The sequence below is a fragment of the Faecalibacterium sp. Marseille-Q4164 genome (assembly GCF_017377545.1).
GTDB classification, from domain to species: domain Bacteria; phylum Bacillota; class Clostridia; order Oscillospirales; family Ruminococcaceae; genus Faecalibacterium; species Faecalibacterium duncaniae.
The window spans coordinates 48213-66409 of the sequence record NZ_JAFREJ010000008.1 but is presented as its reverse complement, the minus strand read 5'-3'; the positions used below and the strand labels follow the sequence as shown (position 1 = coordinate 66409).

17 protein-coding genes are annotated in these 18197 nt (G+C 59.3%); 9 read left to right on the top strand and 8 right to left on the bottom strand.

What is annotated here, in order from left to right; all coding sequences use genetic code 11:
• The first annotated feature begins 329 nt into the window (after positions 1 to 329).
• The 3 genes from J3352_RS09000 (at position 330) to J3352_RS08990 (ending at position 2460) form a co-directional block, all read left to right on the top strand.
• Positions 330 to 881 carry an NUDIX domain-containing protein gene (locus J3352_RS09000; protein ID WP_156066851.1) on the top strand — a complete coding sequence of 184 codons (552 nt, stop codon included), beginning with the start codon at positions 330 to 332 and terminating at the stop codon, positions 879 to 881.
• Positions 878 to 1582 (top strand): RluA family pseudouridine synthase, encoded by a 705-nt coding sequence (locus tag J3352_RS08995; RefSeq protein WP_156066853.1) that lies wholly within the window; start codon positions 878 to 880, stop codon positions 1580 to 1582. The genes J3352_RS09000 and J3352_RS08995 overlap by 4 nt, the downstream gene beginning before the upstream one ends.
• Positions 1583 to 1779: 197 nt before the next feature.
• A complete protein-coding gene (locus J3352_RS08990; protein WP_097773089.1) occupies positions 1780 to 2460 on the top strand; it encodes a GntR family transcriptional regulator in 681 nt (226 codons plus the stop codon).
• 81 nt (positions 2461 to 2541) lie between these two features.
• On the opposite strand, the gene J3352_RS08985 is transcribed toward J3352_RS08990, so the two are convergent.
• From J3352_RS08985 to dnaA, 8 genes are all read right to left on the bottom strand, one after another.
• Positions 2542 to 3126: a manganese efflux pump MntP family protein gene (locus J3352_RS08985; RefSeq protein ID WP_005929108.1), complete on the bottom strand. Its 585-nt coding sequence runs from the start codon at positions 3124 to 3126 to the stop codon at positions 2542 to 2544.
• 431 nt (positions 3127 to 3557) lie between these two features.
• Positions 3558 to 6122 (bottom strand): DNA gyrase subunit A, encoded by a 2565-nt coding sequence (gyrA, locus tag J3352_RS08980; protein WP_005929111.1) that lies wholly within the window; start codon positions 6120 to 6122, stop codon positions 3558 to 3560.
• A 12-nt stretch (positions 6123 to 6134) separates the two neighbouring features.
• Positions 6135 to 8129, bottom strand: coding sequence for a DNA topoisomerase (ATP-hydrolyzing) subunit B (gene gyrB, locus J3352_RS08975; RefSeq protein ID WP_098924008.1), 1995 nt, complete (start codon positions 8127 to 8129; stop codon positions 6135 to 6137).
• Positions 8130 to 8185: 56 nt separating this feature from the next.
• A complete protein-coding gene (remB, locus tag J3352_RS08970) occupies positions 8186 to 8437 on the bottom strand; it encodes an extracellular matrix regulator RemB (protein ID WP_005929118.1) in 252 nt (83 codons plus the stop codon).
• Between the two features lie 87 nt (positions 8438 to 8524).
• Positions 8525 to 9646, bottom strand: a complete 1122-nt coding sequence (locus tag J3352_RS08965; RefSeq protein WP_117476649.1) for a DNA replication/repair protein RecF — start codon at positions 9644 to 9646, stop codon at positions 8525 to 8527.
• Between the two features lie 3 nt (positions 9647 to 9649).
• Complete coding sequence (locus J3352_RS08960) at positions 9650 to 9865, bottom strand: RNA-binding S4 domain-containing protein (protein ID WP_005929126.1); 216 nt, start codon at positions 9863 to 9865, stop codon at positions 9650 to 9652.
• Positions 9866 to 9876: 11 nt separating this feature from the next.
• Positions 9877 to 10983, bottom strand: coding sequence for a DNA polymerase III subunit beta (gene dnaN, locus J3352_RS08955; RefSeq protein ID WP_154277232.1), 1107 nt, complete (start codon positions 10981 to 10983; stop codon positions 9877 to 9879).
• A gap of 400 nt (positions 10984 to 11383) precedes the next feature.
• Entirely contained in the window at positions 11384 to 12706 is a 1323-nt protein-coding gene (gene dnaA, locus J3352_RS08950) for a chromosomal replication initiator protein DnaA (protein ID WP_005929139.1), read from the bottom strand.
• A 386-nt stretch (positions 12707 to 13092) separates the two neighbouring features.
• Between dnaA and rpmH the strand changes: the two genes are divergently transcribed.
• The 6 genes from rpmH to mnmE all read left to right on the top strand — a co-directional run bounded on the left by rpmH (position 13093) and on the right by mnmE (position 18142).
• Positions 13093 to 13227: a 50S ribosomal protein L34 gene (gene rpmH, locus J3352_RS08945; RefSeq protein ID WP_005929142.1), complete on the top strand. Its 135-nt coding sequence runs from the start codon at positions 13093 to 13095 to the stop codon at positions 13225 to 13227.
• Positions 13228 to 13474: 247 nt separating this feature from the next.
• Complete coding sequence (gene rnpA / locus J3352_RS14505; RefSeq protein WP_035393239.1) at positions 13475 to 13873, top strand: ribonuclease P protein component; 399 nt, start codon at positions 13475 to 13477, stop codon at positions 13871 to 13873.
• Positions 13870 to 14169 (top strand): membrane protein insertion efficiency factor YidD, encoded by a 300-nt coding sequence (gene yidD / locus J3352_RS14400; RefSeq protein ID WP_005929149.1) that lies wholly within the window; start codon positions 13870 to 13872, stop codon positions 14167 to 14169. Before rnpA ends, yidD begins: the two co-directional genes overlap by 4 nt.
• 263 nt (positions 14170 to 14432) lie before the next feature.
• Entirely contained in the window at positions 14433 to 15515 is a 1083-nt protein-coding gene (locus tag J3352_RS08930; protein ID WP_117505974.1) for a YidC/Oxa1 family membrane protein insertase, read from the top strand.
• Positions 15516 to 15520: 5 nt separating this feature from the next.
• A complete protein-coding gene (jag, locus tag J3352_RS08925) occupies positions 15521 to 16642 on the top strand; it encodes an RNA-binding cell elongation regulator Jag/EloR (RefSeq protein WP_156066857.1) in 1122 nt (373 codons plus the stop codon).
• A 129-nt stretch (positions 16643 to 16771) separates the two neighbouring features.
• A complete protein-coding gene (gene mnmE / locus J3352_RS08920) occupies positions 16772 to 18142 on the top strand; it encodes a tRNA uridine-5-carboxymethylaminomethyl(34) synthesis GTPase MnmE (RefSeq protein ID WP_156066859.1) in 1371 nt (456 codons plus the stop codon).
• The last annotated feature ends 55 nt before the right edge of the window (positions 18143 to 18197 follow it).

Here is an 18197-nt window from a genome sequence, read left to right as displayed (position 1 = left end):
TTCAGAATTTGGTACCTTTTGCGCGGGGCAATCGCGCCCCGCTGGGGCCGGAGAACCCCAAAAGGCACTATTGCTCATATATTATATTAGCAAATTCCGCCCTCAAAGTAAATGCAAACCCACTGGCAAAACGCAACAAAATTTCAAGAAATTTTTTGGTGCTTTTTTACGCTTGTGTCTTTTGTTGCATCTAACCTGACAGATTATTAAGAATCCGGCTTTTTTGCTGTATTTTTCTTAATTTATCCTCAATTTTGAATTGACAACCGGCGCTTTGTTGCCGTAAACTTGAACCAGCATCATTATCATCTGGAAAGGACGCAAATACGATGGACGCTGCACATTTTGAAAAGACGCTCACAAGTGAGGTGCTGTTCGAGGGCCGGGTGGTCACCCTGACCAAGGATACCGCCCTTTTGGAAAATGGAAAGACCGCCACCCGCGAGGTGGTCCACCACCACGGCGGGGCCTGCATCGTGCCCTACTTTGAGGACGGCACCATCTGCATGGTGCGCCAGTTCCGCTACGCTATGCAGCAGGAGCTGTGGGAGCTGCCCGCCGGCAAGCTGGAAAAAGGAGAGGACCCCTTTGAAGCCGCCAAGCGGGAGCTGGAGGAGGAGTGCGGCCTGACCGCCGACAAGTACACCTCCCTGGGCGAGTTCTACCCCACTGTGGGCTATGATACCGAGATCATCTACACCTGGGTGTCCACCGGTCTGCACGAGACCCGGATGCATCTGGATGCGGACGAGTTCCTGACCCCTGACCGGGTACCGCTGACCCAGGCCTATGAGATGGTGATGCGCGGCGAAATCAAGGACGGCAAGACCATTGCAGGCGTGCTCAAGCTCAAGGCCCTGTTGGACGAGGGCAAGCTGTGAACATTCTCTACGAAGATACTGCCCTTGTGGTGCTGGACAAGCCCGCCGGGCTGACCAGCGAGGAGGGCGTGCCCGCTGCCCTGCGCCAGCGGTGGGGCAGGCCGGATGCATACGTTGGGGTCATCCACCGGCTGGACACCGGTGTTTCGGGGCTGATGGTCTATGCCAGAACACCCGGAGCCGCAGCTGCCCTGACAAAACAGGTGACGGAGAGCCAGCAGGCCTATGCCATTCTGGACGGCAGGGCAGAGGCTGGCCCCGGTGCACTGGCACAGCCCTGCTTTCTTAAAACGTACCGGGCCGTGATCGCAGGCGGGCCGGACGAACAGCTGCCACCCGAGGGCATCCTGCGGGACTATCTGTTCAAGGACAGCCGGAAGGGCCGGGTCTTTCCGGTAAAGCGCCCCCGCAAGGGGGTGCGGGAAGCCGTGCTGGAATACTGCATCGTGGAGACGGCACCGGACGGTTCCCTGAGCCTTGCGGAGATCACCCTCCACACCGGGCGGACACATCAGATCCGTGTGCAGTTTGCCTCCCGGAAGCACCCGCTTTACGGAGACGGCAAATATGGCAGCCGGTTCAAAGGGGACATTGCCCTGCAGAGCGCAGGGCTGCAGTTCGTCCACCCGGATACCGGCAAACCCATGGCCTTTTCTCTGCCCCTGCCCGCCGCCGCACCGTGGAAGGAGTTTTTGGAATAAGGCTGTTGCACATGGTCAGCATCCTCGCCCTCTCCGTCACCTGCGGTGACACCTCTCCCAAGGGGAGAGGCCTTGGCAAAAAGATGAAGTTTGCGTGGACTGCCAAGGGCTCCCACTTTGGGGGAGCTGGCATCGCGTAGCGATGACTGAGAGGGCGAGCCCGCTAAAGGAATAATCATTTCAACTAGGTGAGTGATATGGAACAGCAATACAAGACCGACGCTGAAATTTACGCTGTACTGGAGCGGGAGATCATCGACCTGACCCTGCGGCCGGGCAGTTCGCTGAGCGAGAACCCACTCTGCGCCCGCTTTGGGGCACCGCGTTCCATGATCCGGGTGGTGCTGCAGCGGCTGCAGGAGAACGGGCTGGTAAAAATCGTGCCCTACAAGGGTACCACTGTGACCCGGCTGAACCGTGAGATCGTGGATGAGCTCATCTACGAGCGCACCGCCGTGGAAGCCCGCGTCCTGCGGGACTTCTCGCCCAAGTGCACGCCGGAACAGCGGGCACTCATCCGGCGGCGGACCGATGCCTACGCCGCGCTGGCCCGCGCTGAGGAGATCGACTACAACAAGCTCTATGAGGCAGACCGCCTGCTCCACGAAACATGGTTTGCCGCCATGGGAAAAATGTATCTGTGGCGCACCTTACAGAACGCCCACGCCGATTACAGCCGCTTCCGGATGCTGGACACCATGACCAGCGGCGGGCTGGACGAGGTGATTGCCGACCACCAGAACATCATTGCCGCTATTGAGCGGTGTGATCTTGCCGCCTTTGAGCCGCTGGTGGAGCGCCACCTCTACGGCGGCATCCGGCGGCTGGGCTCCAAGCTCACCGAGGAATATGCCGACTACTTTGAGCCGGAAAAATAATGCACCCTTAAAAATGTTCCACGGGGAACAAAACCGGCACAGCGCCTGCCTGACGCTGTGCCGGTTTTCTTTGCCCCTTTTTCAGAAGAACACGCCGGAGATGAAGATCTCCAGCCCAATGCCGATGAGGATGACACCGCCCAGCACAGATGCCTTGCCGGAGAGCTTTGTGCCGAACTTTTTGCCGATGCGCAGGCCCGCCATGCAGAGGAAGAAGGTGACGACGGCAATGATGCCGGAAGCCGCCAGCGCCATCAGCCAGCCATACTCCGCAATGGTAAAGCCGACCGAGAGGGCATCAATGCTGGTAGCCACGCCCTGCATAAAGAGGGCACCGGCACTCAGCGCGGCGGCTTCCTCGGTTTCCTCGCCCCGGATGCCATCGATCAGCATCTTGCCGCCGATATAGCCCAGCAGGGCAAGGGCGATCCAGGGGATGAACGTTTCAAAGGAAGAGAACATCTCCACGATGGTATGGACGCAGACCCAGCCTGTCATGGGCATCACGGCCTGAAACACGCCAAAGGTGCCCGCAATGATGCACATCCTTTTTCGGGACATGCCGGGGTCATGCAGACCGTTTGCCATCGAGACTGAAAATGCGTCCATGGCAAGGCCCACGCCCAGCAGTGCACTGTTGAGAAAAAACAAAAAACTCCATTCCATAACTGAATGCCTCCTGAATCTGACCAAAATTACGGTGCGGCAAAAACAAAACCCGAGATCGGCGCGCGTGCACGTCCGGTCTCGGGTCATTTTTTACAAATGAACTCCATGTGTTGGGCGTGGTACTCCGCACCATAACACATGAGTCTCGCAAATGAAAGCAAGCCAGACAGCGGTGCTGTCATTGTGTTGACTTGCTGCGCCGTCTGCAAACAGCGCCTGCTACTCCCCCATGGGATTTTGTGATCGTTTCGTTAGTCTATCATATTTTCTGATAGAAGTCCAGTCTAACTTTTTCGCCCTCGCTTTGCTTGGCTCCCCTGCTAGGGGAGCTGGCGCAAAGCGCCTGAGAGGTTTTGCTTTTGGGGAGAAGAACCTCTCCGTCACGGCTGTGCCGTGCCACCTCTCCTAGCAGGAGAGGCAAGACAGGCTCAATCCTCAGCCGGTGCCTCGGAGGCGGAGGCCTCATCGGCTGCTTCCATGGCGGCCAGCTGCTCTGCGGTGGGCTCATCGCCCTCCTCAGCCTCTACTGTCTCGGTCTGGGCTTCATCGTCGTGGTCGGTACGGGCCAGGACCATGACCTTATCATTCTCGCCCAAACGCATGACACGGACACCGGAGCCGTAACGGCTCTGCACCGGGATCTCATTGGCGTGCAGGCGGATGATGATGCCCTCCTGGCTGCTCAGCAGCACGTCATCCACATCGTCCACGATCTTGACCGCGGCGACCTTGTCCTTGGAGGCATCGTAGTTGCGGATGCCCTTGCCGCCGCGGGCGGTGATGCGGTAGGTGTCGATGTCGGACCGGCGGCCCTTGCCGTTCTCGGTCACGGTCAGGATGGTGGCGTTCTCACGGCAGATGCAGACACCCACGACCTCGTCGCCCTCGGCCAGCTTGATGGCGCGCACGCCGTGGCCGCTGCGGCCCATGGGACGGGCATCCTCCTCATTGAAGCGGATGGCCTGACCGTTGCGGGTGGCAACGATGAGCATATCGTGGCCGGAGGTCAGTCTTGTCCAAGCCAGCGCATCCCCCTCGTTCAGGGCAATGCCGATCAGACCACTCTTGCGGATGTTGGCGTACTGCTCCAGCGGGGTGCGCTTGATGAGGCCCTGTTTCGTAACCATGGTCACAAAACCACCCTCATTGGCCGTATCCTTGCTCTGGCAGAGCATGTTGGTGACCTTTTCGCCCTCGGCCAGCTGCAGCAGGTTGACGATGTTGGTGCCCTTGCTGGTGCGGCTGCCCTCGGCGATGGTGTAGCCCTTGATGCGGAACAGGCGGCCCTTATCGGTAACGAACAGGACGTAATCATGGGTGGAGCCCACGAACATCTCCTGCACGATGTCCTCTTCCTTGCGGGTCATGCCGGAGATGCCGCGGCCGCCGCGCTTCTGGGCCTGATAAGTGGCCTTGAGCTGGCGCTTGATATAACCGGCCTCGGTCAGGGTATAGACGCACTGCTCTTCAGCGATCAGATCCTCGATATCCACCTCGCCGGTCACGGTCTCGATCTCTGTGCGGCGGTCATCGCCGAAGCGGCGCTTCATTTCCAGCAGCTCGCTCTTGACAATCTCGAGCACGCGGGCATCATCGGCCAGGATCTCTTCCCAATCCCGGATCTTGGCATTCAGGGAGCCCAGCTCTTCCTCGATCTTCAGGATTTCCAGACCAGCCAGACGGCCCAGCTGCAGCTTGACGATGGCATCTGCCTGCGGATCATCAAAACCGAACTGCTCCATGATGGCAGCCTTGGCCTCGCTCATGCCGCCCTTGCAGGCACGGATGGTGGCGATCAGCTCATCCACGATGTCGGTGGCCTTCTTCAGACCTTCCAGAATATGGGCGCGTTCCCGGGCCTTTTTCAGGTCATACTGGGTGCGGCGGCGCACCACCTCGTCCTGAAACTCCACATACTTCTGGATCATCTGCTTCAGGGTCATCACCTTGGGCACCTTGTGGTCGATGGCCAGCATGATGACACCCACGGTATCCTGCAGCTGGGTGTACTGGTACAGCTGATTCAGGACGACCTGGGGGTTGGCATCCTTGCGCACGTCAATCACGATGCGCATCCCCTTGCGGTTGGTCTCATCGTTCAGGTCGCTGATGCCCTCGATCCGCTTTTCCTTGACCAGATCGGCAATGTTCTCAATGAGGCGTGCCTTGTTGACCATGTAGGGGATCTCGGTCACGATGATCTGGGCGCGGCCGTTCTTCTTTTCCTCAATGGTAGCGCGGCCGCGCAGGGTGATTTTGCCGCGGCCGGTGGCGTAGGCAGCACGGATGCCGCTGCGGCCCATAATGATACCGGCGGTGGGGAAATCGGGGCCCTTGATGTGTTCCATCAGGCCGGGCAGGTCGATGTCCGGGTCCTCGATATAGGCCACACAGCCGTCAATGACCTCGCTCAGGTTGTGGGGCGGGATGTTGGTGGCCATACCAACGGCAATGCCCTGACTGCCGTTGACCAGCAGGTTCGGGAAACGGCAGGGCAGAACGCTGGGCTCCTTCTTGGTCTCATCAAAGTTGGGGTCCCAGTCGATGGTATCCTTGTCGATATCGGTCAGCATCTCCACGGCCATACGGCTCATGCGGGCCTCGGTGTAACGGTAAGCAGCCGGGGGGTCGCCGTCCACAGAACCAAAGTTACCCTGACCATCCACCAGCGGGTAGCGCAGGGAGAAATCCTGTGCCAGACGGACCATGGCATCGTAAACGGATGCGTCGCCGTGGGGGTGGTAGGAGCCCAGCACCGCACCAACGGTGTCGGCGGATTTGCGGTATGCATGGCTGGGGTCGTTGCCTCGCTCGTGCATGGTATACAGGATGCGGCGGTGGACAGGCTTCAGGCCGTCGCGCACATCGGGCAGGGCGCGGGACACGATGACTGACATGGAGTAGTCCAGGAACGCGGTCTCGATCTCCTTCTTGACATCGCGGATGATCTTTTTGGTACCGCTGCCCGGTATCATCACATAATCTTCTTCCATTGTTTCCTCCAATTACACATCCAGCTTCGCGTACTGGGCGTTGGTCTCGATAAAGCGGCGGCGGGGCTCCACCTGGTCGCCCATCAGGATGGTAAAGGCTTCATCGGCCTTCTCGGCATCCTCAATGGTGATCTGAACGATGACGCGGTTATCGGGGTTCATGGTGGTCTCCCACAGCTGTTCGGGGTTCATCTCACCAAGGCCCTTATAGCGGTTGACCTTTGCGCCGGGCATCTCCTGCGAGAGGATGGCCATTTCAGCATCGTTGTAGGCGTACTTGATGGTGTTGCCCTTCTGCACCTTGAACAGGGGCGGCTGAGCGACATAGACATGGCCCTGCTCGATGAGGGGGCGCATATAGCGGAAGAAGAAGGTCAGCATCAGGGTGCAGATGTGAGAACCATCGACATCGGCATCGGCCATGATGAACACTTTATCATACCGCAGCTTGGAGATATCGAATTCCTCGCCGATGCCGCAGCCCAGAGCCAGCACCACGGGCATCAGCTTATCGTTGCCGTAGATGCGGTCCGCACGGGCCTTTTCCACGTTCAGCATCTTGCCCCACAGGGGGAGGATGGCCTGAATGGCGGAGTCACGGCCCATCTTGGCAGAGCCGCCTGCAGAGTCACCCTCGACGATGAAGATCTCGGTGCGGGTGGGGTCTTTTTCACGGCAGTCGGCCAGCTTGCCGGGCATCCGGCTGGTCTCCAGCGCGCTCTTGCGGCGCACCAGCTCCCTGGCCTTTTTGGCAGCGGCGCGGGCGCGGGCTGCCTGGGTGGCCTTTTCAAAAATGGCCTTTGCCACGCCGGGGTTCTCCTCAAAGAACTCCATCAGCTTGGTGTACACCATGTTGGAAACAAGGGTGCGGATCTCGGTATTGCCCAGCTTTGCCTTGGTCTGGCCCTCGAACTCCGCCTCCTGCAGCTTGACGGAGATGACGCAGATGAGGCCCTCGCGGACATCGGAACCGGAAAGGTTCTCGTCCTTATCCTTCAGCAGGCCGTGGCTGCGGCCGTAATCGTTGAACACACGGGTCAGGCTGGTGCGGAAGCCCTCTTCATGGGTGCCGCCGTCCGGGGTGTTGACGTTGTTGGCAAAGCTCAGCAGCAGCTCGTTGTAGCTGGAGTTATACTGCAGCGCGATCTCGGCCATGCCCCGCTCGGTCTGGCCCTTGAGGTAGATGACATTGGGGTGGAGCACCTCCAGATTGCGCTTTTCGCCCAGATAGGTGACAAAGCTCTTGATGCCGCCCTCATAGCACATGACCTCGGTGCGGTAGCAGGGGTCGCCCTCCTGGCCGTCCTCCAGAACGGGGGTATAGAGCTCCCGCTCATCGGTCAGGGTGATCTTGACACCGGCGTTCAGGAAGCTCTCCTCGCGCAGACGCTTTTCCAGCGTCTCGAAGTTATAGACGGTGGTGTCCTTGAACATCTCGGGGTCGGGCTTGAAGGTAACGCGGGTGCCGGTGACCCCCTCGGCCACCGTGCCCAGACACTTCAGGGGGCCGTCCGGGTCGCCGCGGCGGAAGGTCTGCTCGTATTCATGGCCGTCGCGGCGGACATTGACCGTCAGCCACTCAGAGCAGGCGTTGACCACGGACGCGCCAACACCGTGCAGACCACCGGCCACCTTGTAGCCGGAGTTCTCGCCGCCGAACTTACCGCCTGCGTGCAGGATGGTATAGACGACGGTGACGGCGGGCAGACCGGTATCGGCCTGGATATCCACGGGGATGCCGCGGCCGTTGTCGGTGACCTGAATGATGTTATCCTTTAAGATCTTGACCTCAATGTGGTTGCAGTAGCCGGCCAGCGCTTCATCAATGGCGTTGTCCACGATTTCGTAGACCAGATGATGCAGGCCCCGCTCACCGGTGGAGCCGATATACATGCCGGGACGCTTGCGCACGGCCTCCAGACCCTTCAGGACCTGGATCTCGCTGGCATTATACTCATGGTCGGTCGCGGTTTCCACATTGGTGCTGGTGATGATTTCCTCTGCCATATCCTTTCTCCCTTTACTTGATATTTTTTCAATCGATTGGATCGTTGTTGATTTTTTCAGAACGACATTTCGGTGCGCCGCTTCATGGCCGCGCTGGACAACTCCGAAAGATAAACGGTGTCCACAGGGGCATCGGCCAGAACATAACACTGGGGCAGGTCATCCGAAAGGCTGACCACGGCCCCATTCTTCTGGGCATAGTTGAGAAATTCCCGCCCCCGGGGGGAGACGGTGGTGGTCTCCAGATTGAAGATGCCGATGATGTCACGGTCATTCAGGACATAGTCCCGGCCCAGATGGATATACATTGCGTATATTCTCCCGCAGATGCAGACTGCATATTCTGTCGCATTTTCCGCATTCTATGCAATGCAGTGATGCAACATTTCTCCATTTCAGATTTTACTCAGGACACCGCCGTTCATGCGGTAGACCTCGCCATCTGTTTTCAGGAAGGCCGTATCGTCACAGCTGGTAACGAAGGTCTGCTTTTCCCGCATCCGGGTCAGCAGATACTGCTTGCGGCCATCATCCAGCTCACTGAGCACGTCGTCCAGCAAGAGGACGGGATGCTCCCCGGTGATGGCGGCAGCGGCGGCGGCTTCGGCCATTTTCAGGCTGAGCACCACACTGCGCTGCTGCCCCTGGCTGGCAAACACTCTGGCGGGCTGGCCGTCCAGCAGCAGCTCCAGATCTTCCCGGTGGGGGCCGCACAGGCTCTGCCCGGCCCGGACTTCCTCGTTCTGGCGGGCTTTGAGCAGAGCCGCCAGACCACCCGGCTCAAACTGAGCGGCATATCGCAGCTCCATCCGCTCCGCCCCATGGGAAAGCTCCTCGTAATTGGCACAGGCCAGCGGGGCCAGCCGTTCCAGGTAGGCCCGCCGCCGCTGCTGGATGGCTTCCCCCTGCGCGGCAAGCTCGGTGTTCAGCACCTCGAGCAGGGCCATTTTTTCAGCGTAGGGACGTTCCTGCCCGGCAGGAGCGCGGCGCAGCAGCGCGTTTTTCTGCTGCAGGGCCCGCAGATAGCGGCGGTACACGGTCAGGTAGCCGGGGTAGAGCTGGCAGAGGGCGGCATCCAGAAATTTGCGCCGCCCCTCGGGTGCTCCCTTGACCAGGCTCAGGTGGCCGGGGTCGAACACGACAGCCGGAAAACTGCCGGCCAGCCCTGCTGCCCGCCTGGGTGCTGCCCCGTTCACCGAGGCGTACCGCCCGGGCCGCTGGGAATCCGGAGTGCCCACCGTCAGCCGGACACGGTTCGGCTCGTCAGGCTCCTGTTCCTCCTGCTGCGCCCGGAGCGTGGAGGCTTCCAGCACGGCAAAGGGTTCGCCCCGCCGCACCAGCTCTGCATCCTTGCCGCCCCGGAAGCTCTTGCCGCCGGTCAGCAGCCAGATGGCCTCCAGCAGGTTGGTCTTGCCCTGGCCGTTGTTGCCGCAGATCACGGTCAACTCCCGGCCCGGGGTCAGGCTTGCCGATGCAATATTGCGGTAATTCGTTACTTCTAAGGAAAGCAGGCGCATGGTTTACTGGCCCTGTCCCACTTCCACGGTCTGGCCGTCCAGCTCGACGACATCCCCGGCGCGGCACTTTTTGCCCCGCATGGTACAGACCTCACCGTTCACCTTGACAGCACCGCCCTGCACCAGCTCTTTGGCTTCGCCGCCGGTCTCACACAGGCCTGCATATTTCAGCAGGGCATCCAGCTTGATAAATTCCGTATGGATGAGAATTTTTTGCATTTTTATGCCTCTCAATCATTCTTGAAGCGGACGGGCAGGACCAGATACAAAAAGTCGCTGCCCTCGGTAGGCAGAACCTTGACCGGGCTCAGCGGGCCGCTGATCTCCAGCTTGACCTGTTCGGTGCGGGCGTTGCGCAGGGCATCCAGCAGATAGCGGTTGTTGAAACCGATCTCCACCTCATCGCCCTCGCACTGCGCGTTGAATTCATCCACCACGCGGCCCAGATTGGTCTGGCAGCGGACCACCACTTTACCCTCTGTAAAACTGATGCGGAGGGGATTTTTTAAACGCTCTGTAATGATCAGGGAGGCACGCTCGATGGTCTCGATGAACTCCTTGGTGTCCAGAACCACGCTGGTGCGGCTGCCATTGGGGATCACGTTGTGGTAGTTGAGGAATTCGCCCTCGATCAGGCGGCTCATGATGGTGTAACCGGCGGTGGTGAACACCACATAGCGGCGGTTTGCGGAGATGTGCACGGTCTCCTCGTCGTCGTTGGCCAGCAGGTGGGAGACCTCGTTCATGGTCTTGCTGGGCACGATGATGCGAATCTCCTTTATGGCTTCCACCGGCCGCTCCACAATGGCCAGACGGTAGCCGTCCAGCGCAACAACGGTCAGCTTATCCGGCGAAATCTCAAATAATTCACCGGTATGCGCAGGTTTTTTCTCATCCTGACTGACGGCGTACAGGGTGCGCTCGATCATATCACGGAGCACGCCGGTCTTGATGTTCAGGGTCTCCTCGGCACCGGTGTTGGGCAGCTCGGGGAAATCAGTGGGGTTCATAGACTGGATCTCGAACTGTGCCACACCGCTCTGGATGGTGGTTTTTCCGTTTTCGGTAGATTGGATGTTGATCTGGCCGGAAGGCATCCGGCTGACCATGCTGCTGAGCAGCTTGGCGTTCAGTACCACTTCGCCGGGCTCTTTGACATTGGCATCAATGGTGGTCACGATGCCCATTTCCAGGTCGTAGCCGGTCAGGGTGAGCTGGAAGCCTTCGGCTTTCAGCAGGATACCCTCCAGCACAGGGATGGTGGAGCGCAGGGTAACAGCTTTGGAAACGCCGTCAATGGCTGCACTCAGCAGGGTCTTATCGCAGATGATGTTCAATTGCGCGTCTCTCCTTATTTTGGATTCAAGTTTTGAGGTCCTTTCTCCCATAAAACAGGGACAAAACCTCCAAATCTATATTGAACTTGTTGTAGTATTCGTAGTAGGGGCTGGGGAAGATGTGGAAAAGTCGGAAAATGTGTGGAATGGTGCGGCTCCATGGTTTTCCACCGGATTGTGAATGCAGTGTGAAAGGCTTGTGGAAAGGGCTGGAGCTGCTTTTCTTTCCACGGCGGGTGTGCAAAACAGAAGTTGAATGTTGAAAACTCGGTGGAAAGAGTGGAGAACTTTGTCGTCTGAACACAATATCTTGTTCTGTTTTCCCGGATTCCCCTGCATTTCTCCCCATATTTGGGGTTTTATCCTCTGTGAGAGTATGACTTTTGCCCCTGTTTTCCCGTCAGGCCTTGACGTTCTTGATGATGTCGCTGACGGTTTCGCGCAGGTGCTGGTCATTCTTCATGTCCCGCTCCATGGTCTTGAGGGAGTAGACGATGGTGGAGTGGTCACGGCCCGAGAACTCCCGGCCGATCTCCTCCATGCTCATGCCGGTGACTTCGCGCAGGATATAGATCGCCACGCGGCGGGCGGATGCAACGTTGGCGTTCCGCTTGGTGCCCCGGATGTCGGCAGGGGAGACGTTGAAGGTGCGGGAGACCTCGCCCACGATCTTCTCGATGGTCACGGGCACGGGCTGGGTCTCGTTGAGGATGTCCTTGATGGCGTTCTGTGCCACGCTGATGACAGGCTGGATGCCCTCCAGCATGTAGTAGGCGTTCAGCTTTTTCACTGCGCCCTCCAGCTGGCGGATGTTGTTCTTCAGGTGGTTGGCGATGAATTCAGCCACGTCCTCGGGCAGATCCAAGTGGAGCAGCTCGGCCTTGCGCTTGACGATGGCCACGCGGGTCTCGAAATCAGGCGGCTGGACATCGGCGGTCAGGCCCCATTCAAAGCGGGTGCGCAGGCGCTCTTCCAGGCTCTTGATCTCCTTGGCCGGGCGATCAGAGGCGATCACGATCTGCTTGTGGGCATCGTGCAGGGAGTTGAAGGTGTGGAAAAACTCCTCCTGGGTGGACTCCTTGCCGGCGATGAACTGGATATCGTCCACCAGCAGCAGGTCGGCCACGCGGTACTTCATCCGGAAGTCCTCGGTGCTGCCGGCGCGGATGGCGGCGATCAGCTCGTTGGTGAACTGCTCGCAGGTAACGTACATGATAACGAAATCGGGGTGGGTGCGCTTGATCTCGGTCTGGATGGCCGTGAGCAGATGGGTCTTGCCCAGACCGGAGCCGCCGTAGATGAACAGCGGGTTATAGGCCCCGGAGGGGTTGGCCGCAACCGCCTGCGCCGCAGCAAACGCAAACTGGTTGGAGGGACCCTTGATGAAGTTCTCGAAGGTGAACTCGTAATTACCCTGGGGCGAGGCGGGGTTTGCCTCGTACTGCTGGGCCAGCACCACCTCATGGGGCGGGGTGCTGGGCACCACCAGCGTGATGTCCACGTCAAAGCCCAGCACGGTTTTAAAGGCCTCTTTCAGCAGGCCGAGGTAGCGGTCGGTGACGATCTTGCAGATGAAATCGTTGCGCACCGACAGGGTGATATGGCTCGAGTCCTCAAAGCTGATGGGCTCAAGTCCGTCGATGTAGAGATTATAGGTCGGCTCGGCCATCTGCGTTTTGCAGTATGCCTGGGCGGCCTCTAAAACGTCCTTGAAAGAATCCATAAAACATCCACTCCATTGAATTGGTCGAAGTTTTCAACAATGCTGCTGATACCCCGTTAGTATACCACAAAAATCTCCCTGCGTCTATATTCTATAATGTAATTTATAATACATAAGAAAAGACGCTCCATCGTGCCCTCGCGGCTCTTGTGTTCTAGGCGGTTTTTGGCCACAAGATATGGTGGAAGAAAAGTTTTCCACGGAGAACCGGTGAAAAAGTTGAAAGCTTTTTCACAAAGAAATTTGAAAAAAGTTTGCTGGAAAGTGAAAAAAACGCTTGACAGAAGGGGATAGTGTGCGATATACTGTTGAATTGCAAGCCTGTCCCCAATTTGGGACCAGAAATACCCCATTACCGGGGACGAGTTTTTACGGAGGATACAACCATGAAGAGAACTTTTCAGCCCAAGAAGCGTCATCGCAAGGAAGTTCATGGCTTTCTGACCCGCATGAGCACCAAGAACGGCCGCAAGGTCATCAATGCTCGCCGTGCTAAGGGCCGCAAGAGCCTGACCGTCTGATCCCGTTTTGCCAGGGATCCGGCGCAGAATTGAACATGCGCACAAAAGACTGCTGATCCAGAATTGGCGGTCTTTTTCTTATTTTGGACGTTCTGCGCGCGGAATGACTAAAAATTTGGCAAAAGATTTGGCACAAAAAACGCCCGGACAGCCTTTTCATGTCGGCGTTTTTTTGCTATACTGAATTTTGAACTTTGCCTTTAGGGAAGTTCTGCGATTTTTTAACCGAAAAGGAGGCGACGGAGCAGTGCGCTATCGTCCCATCCGCCGCAACAGCGAGTTTGGCCGCGTGTATGCCCGCGGCAAGTCCTATGTGAACCCGGCGCTGGTGCTGTATGTGCTCAAGACCCGCGGCAAAAAGACCCGCGTGGGCCTGACAGCCACCAAAAAGATCGGCCATGCCGTCCAACGCAACCGCGCCCGCCGCGTGATGAAGGCTGCCATTGATGAGCATCTGGATCAGAACATCGGCGGCTATGATCTGGTGTTCGTGGCCCGGGGCATGACCCCCCGCCTGAAGAGCTGGCAGCTCAGCGAAGTGGTGGCCAGGCTCTTTGCCCAGGCTGGCCTGCCCGACAAGGCAAAGCAGCCGGGCGCAAAGCCCCCTGCCACGGTCCCGCCCGCAGACCGGGCCGCAAAACAGTGAATCCCGTCTCCCGCGTCTGCCGGAACGCGCTCTGTGCGCCCATCCGGTTCTACCAGCGCTTTATCAGCCCGGGGCTGGGCCGCAACTGCCGCTTTACCCCCACCTGCAGCCAGTATGGCATAGAAGCCATCCAGACCCATGGCTGCATCAAGGGCTTGCTGCTCACCGCCTGGCGCATCGCCCGGTGCAACCCCCTTGGCCGGTGGGGCTTTGACCCGGTGCCGCCCAAAGGCCGCTGGGTGAGCCCGGAGCGGAGACTGTCCCCGGCAAAGCTGTTCCGGGGGCGGCACGGTTAAGCAGCGTGCTTATGATACACGGCTCCTTTGTACAACCCCTCCGTCATTGCTTCGCAATGCCACCTCCCCTGGTAGGGGAGGCTTTGGCAGTCCGATCCAGTTGACGGTTTTGCCAAGGGCTCCCCTATTAGGGGAGCTGGCAACGCTGCAGGCGTTGACTGAGAGGTTTCATCCGCTTTTTTTGCTTCTTGTGACGCTCCGCACTGTGGGCGGGGTGTCCTTCTCATAAAAATCTAAACGTCCCGCACCACAGGCGGGGCAGAATGGACGAAACTATGAATCCTTTGTACATCCTGGGCTGGCCCTTGGGCTATGTAATGGAGTGGATCTACAAGCTGATCCCCAACTACGGCTGGGACATCATCCTGTTCACCCTGCTCATCACCGTGATCAAGATCCCCCTCCAGCTCAACCAGCAGAAGAGCATGGCCCGCATGAGCGCTTTCCAGCCCATGGTGGCCGAGATCCAGAAAAAGTACCGCGACAAGCCCGAAAAGCAGCAGGAAGAGCTGATGAAGCTGCAGGAGCAGGGCTACAAGCCCACCGCAGGCTGTATGCCAATGCTGGTCAACTTCCTGGTCATGTTCGGTGTTATCGAGGTGGTGTACCGCCCGCTGCAGCGCATCTTCCACATTGGTGCCGATGCCCTGACCGCCGCAGGTGAGGCCCTGACTGCCATGGGCATCAGCTTTACCACCGTGACCCGCGACACCAACATCATTGCACAGGTCATTGCAGGCGAGAGCACCGTTTCCTCCTGCTTCACCCCGGATCAGGTGGCTACCATCACCGAGTTCGGCCAGCACATGGATTTCTTTGGCATCGACCTGACCCGTGTGCCCCAATACAGCCTGGCTGCAGAGAACCTGCCCCTGCTGATCCTCCCGGTCCTGGCGATCGTGACCATGTTCCTGTCCACCCACATCAGCATGAAGGCCAGCGGCCAGGAGATGCAGGGCAGCATGAAGCTGACCATGTATATGATGCCGCTGATGTACGTCTTCTTCTGCTTCACCGTGCCCAGCGCTTTCTCTCTGTACTACGTTGTTTCCAACATCCTGATGACCGTGCAGAGCCTGTTGATGAAGAAGATCTACGACCCTGAGAAGATGAAGGCAGAGGTCGCCGCCGAGATGGCTGCCCGCAAGAAGGAGCAGAAGCGCGGTGTAAAGAGCACCACCATCAAGGTCACGGATGAAAAGACCGGCGAGGTCGTGGAGAAAAATATCTCCGCCAGCGAAATGAACAAGCGCCGCCTGGAGTATGCCCGCAAGCTGGATGAGGAGCGCTATAAGGACGAGCGCACCGTTCCGCTGAGCGAGCTGGAAAACAAGAAGGAGGATTGACGGTTATGATCCGTACTCAGGAAGCGACCGGCAAGACGGTCGATGAAGCCCGCGCAAAAGCCTGCGCCCTGCTGGGCGTGCAGGCCGACGACCTGAATGTGAGCTATGAAGTGCTCGAAATGCCTCAGAAAACTGGTTTTCTGGGCCTGAAGACCACCCCCGCCAAGGTGCGTGTGAGCGTGGAAGAGCCCGATGCCCCGGCCGCTCCCGTGGTGGAGGAGAAGGTGGAGCCTGAGGTGAAGCCTGTTGTGGAGGAAACTCCCGCTGAGGAACCCAAGGCCGAAGAGCCTGTCGCTGCCCCTGTGGCAGAGGAGGCCGCTCCCGTTGAGGAGACTGCTGACCCCGCCGCAGAGGGTGAGGAGCCGGAAGTTCCCATCAACATCGAAGAGAACGCCAAGGTCAAGGCCGCTGTGGACTACCTGAAGGAAGTCATTGCCCTGATGGGCGTGGAGAATGTTACCTTCAGCGCCGTGCAGAAGGGCGAGGCCACCATCATCCGTCTGGATGGCGAGAAGCTGGGTGCCCTGATCGGCCGCCGCGGCGAGACCATGGAGAGCCTGTCCTATCTGGCAAGCCTGGTGGCCAACCGTCTGGAAGGAGATTACATCAAGCTGGGCCTGGATGTGGCCGGCTACCGCGACAAGCGTGAGAATGACCTGACCGTGCTGGCACAGCGCATTGGCAACAAGGTGCGCAAGACCGGCCGCAGCTTTGCCATGGAGCCCATGAACCCCTACGAGCGCCGCATCATCCACTCTGCCATCGGCAAGATGGAGGGTGTGCGCAGCGAGAGCAAGGGGGAGGGGCGTGACCGCCGTGTGGTCATCTATTCCACTGCTCCCGATGCCCAGACCGACAACACCTACGGCGAGCGCCGCCCGCGGGGCAATGGCCGCCGCCCCGGCGGCAACCGCAATGGCGGCTTCCGCGGCGGACGCGGCAGCAGCCCCCGGAATGGCGGTCCCCGCAATGGCCGCCCCGCAGGCAGCCGCGGTCCTCGTCCTTCCAGTGTGCCCGAGCGCACCTATGCTCCCCGTGACGCAGAGACTGCCGCACCCGTGGCACCCAAGCGTACCGAGCGCGTGGATGATTTTGCCGATTTCAGCTTTGGCAAGATTGAGCTGTAAACTCCGCTGAGTTTTGCACAATGCTGCCCCCTTCCGGTGGAAAACTGGAAGGGGGCTTTTTGTCTCTTTCCTTTTTCGTCGCTTCGTGATACAATAATTCTGATTTGAGAGCGGAGGGAGAGCACCAACATGGAACATTCAACGATCGCGGCCATTGCAACCGCGCCCGGCGCAGGCGGCATTGCCGTGGTGCGTCTTTCCGGCCCAGAGAGCTATGCCGTGGCGGCAAAGGTGTTCCACCCGGCCAACCCGGCAAAGCGGGTAGAAGATGCCAAGGGCTACACCGCTCTGTTTGGGCATTTCATGGAAGGGGAGGAAGCCTTTGACGAGGGCGTGGCACTCTTCTTCCGGGCACCTCACAGCTACACCGGCGAGGATGTAGTGGAGCTTTCCTGCCACGGCGGCAGTGCGGTGGCCCGGCGGCTGGTGGAAAGCTGCATCGCAGCCGGTGCCGCCCCCGCCGCCCCCGGCGAGTACACCCGCCGCGCCTTCCTCAACGGCAAGCTGGGGCTGACCCAGGCCGAGGCCGTTATGGACCTGATTTCTGCCGATGGCCGACAGGGTGCGGCGCTGGCCAATGCCTCCCTGAACGGCGCGCTGGCGAAGAAGATCGGGGCTGAAAAGGATGCCCTGACCGCCCTGCAGGCCCATCTGACTGCCTGGGTGGATTTCCCCGAGGAGGACGTTCCCGCGCTGGAGGATGCCCAGCTGATATCCACCCTGACTGCCGTGAAGGGAGAGCTGGACACCCTCATCCGGAATTATGATGCCGGTGCTGTCCTGCGGGAGGGTGTGGACTGTGCCATCGTGGGGCGGCCCAATGCGGGCAAGTCCACCCTGCTCAATCTGCTGGCCGGGTTCGACCGGGCCATCGTCACCCCCGTGGCGGGCACCACCCGGGATGTGGTGGAGCAGGCCGTCCGGCTGGGGGACATCCGGCTGAACCTGTTCGACACGGCCGGTCTGCGGGAGACCGAGGATGCGATCGAGGCCGAAGGTATCCGCCGCAGCTGGAAAAAGCTAGAAGAGGCAGGGCTGATCCTGGCGGTGTTCGATGGCTCTGAGCCCCTGACCCGGGAGGATCTTGCGTTGGCGCAGCGGTGCGCCGGTCGCCCGGCCATTGCACTGGTCAACAAAGAGGACAAGCCCACTCAGTTTGACGCAGAGATCATTGCAGGCGATTTTGCCATGGTGATCCCGGTCTGCTGCCAGGAAGAGGGGAGCCGCAGGGTGATTGCTGCTGCCGTTGCCCGCCTGCTGGGCACCAACAACATCGACCCCCACGCTGCCAGCCTCTCGGGCCAGCGCCAGCTTGCCGCCGCCACCCGTGCGCGGGATGCAGTGGCCGGTGCGCTGGATGCGGTCAGCGGCGGGTTCGGACTGGATGCTGTATCGGTCTGTGTGGACGATGCGCTGGATGCCCTCTGTGACCTCACCGGCGAAAATGCGTCGGAGAATGTCATCAATGAAGTGTTTGAGCGGTTCTGTGTGGGGAAGTAATGAGGAATGTTCTCTTTTGCGTGCCAAAAGAGAACCAGAAAAGCACCCGCTACTT

What these genes read in the sequence shown, in the direction of transcription:
- J3352_RS09000 (WP_156066851.1), top strand. Translation starts at nt 330, where the DNA reads ATGGACGCTGCACATTTTGAAAAGACGCTCACAAGTGAGGTGCTGTTC.
- J3352_RS08990 (WP_097773089.1), top strand. Translation starts at nt 1,780, where the DNA reads ATGGAACAGCAATACAAGACCGACGCTGAAATTTACGCTGTACTGGAG.
- J3352_RS08985 (WP_005929108.1), bottom strand. Translation starts at nt 3,126, where the DNA reads ATGGAATGGAGTTTTTTGTTTTTTCTCAACAGTGCACTGCTGGGCGTG.
- gyrA (WP_005929111.1), bottom strand. Translation starts at nt 6,122, where the DNA reads ATGGAAGAAGATTATGTGATGATACCGGGCAGCGGTACCAAAAAGATC.
- gyrB (WP_098924008.1), bottom strand. Translation starts at nt 8,129, where the DNA reads ATGGCAGAGGAAATCATCACCAGCACCAATGTGGAAACCGCGACCGAC.
- remB (WP_005929118.1), bottom strand. Translation starts at nt 8,437, where the DNA reads ATGTATATCCATCTGGGCCGGGACTATGTCCTGAATGACCGTGACATC.
- J3352_RS08965 (WP_117476649.1), bottom strand. Translation starts at nt 9,646, where the DNA reads ATGCGCCTGCTTTCCTTAGAAGTAACGAATTACCGCAATATTGCATCG.
- J3352_RS08960 (WP_005929126.1), bottom strand. Translation starts at nt 9,865, where the DNA reads ATGCAAAAAATTCTCATCCATACGGAATTTATCAAGCTGGATGCCCTG.
- dnaA (WP_005929139.1), bottom strand. Translation starts at nt 12,706, where the DNA reads ATGGATTCTTTCAAGGACGTTTTAGAGGCCGCCCAGGCATACTGCAAA.
- rpmH (WP_005929142.1), top strand. Translation starts at nt 13,093, where the DNA reads ATGAAGAGAACTTTTCAGCCCAAGAAGCGTCATCGCAAGGAAGTTCAT.
- J3352_RS08930 (WP_117505974.1), top strand. Translation starts at nt 14,433, where the DNA reads ATGGACGAAACTATGAATCCTTTGTACATCCTGGGCTGGCCCTTGGGC.
- jag (WP_156066857.1), top strand. Translation starts at nt 15,521, where the DNA reads ATGATCCGTACTCAGGAAGCGACCGGCAAGACGGTCGATGAAGCCCGC.
- mnmE (WP_156066859.1), top strand. Translation starts at nt 16,772, where the DNA reads ATGGAACATTCAACGATCGCGGCCATTGCAACCGCGCCCGGCGCAGGC.